The organism is Streptomyces sp. NRRL F-2664 (genome assembly GCF_000719345.1).
GTDB lineage: Bacteria > Actinomycetota > Actinomycetes > Streptomycetales > Streptomycetaceae > Streptomyces.
Genome location: NZ_JOFX01000410.1, coordinates 1 through 371, shown reverse-complemented (window position 1 = coordinate 371; position 371 = coordinate 1). Strand labels below are relative to the sequence as shown.

General features: G+C 72.8%; 1 protein-coding gene. It reads left to right on the top strand.

Annotated features, from left to right (window positions below; genetic code table 11):
• Positions 1-26 precede the first annotated feature (26 nt).
• Positions 27-371 (top strand): DDE-type integrase/transposase/recombinase (locus tag IF89_RS0136330; RefSeq protein WP_158718171.1); only part of this gene is annotated, 345 nt, incomplete at its 3' end.

Genomic DNA, 371 nt, shown 5'->3' with positions numbered 1-371 from the left:
GTGGTCGCCGGATCAGCCGCAGGAAGGTGGAGAAGACCATGCGCCGGCGCGGCATCCGGGGCATCACCCGGCGTCGGAAACGCTCCCTGACCAGGCCGGATGCCGAGGCCGTTCCGGCGCCGGACCTGACCGGGCGTGACTTCACCGCGAAGCGGCCGGGCACCAGACTGGTCGGGGACGTCACCTACCTGCCCGCACGGGAGGGCTGGCTGTATCCGGCCACCGTCCTGGACCTGGCCACCCGCGAGGTCATCGGGTATGCAATGCCCGCCCGCCACCGTGCTTCCCTGGTCGTCGACGCCCTGAAGATGGCCGCCGGCCGGGGTGCGCTCGCGGCCGGCTGCGTCATGCACTCCGACCGCGGCAGCGAG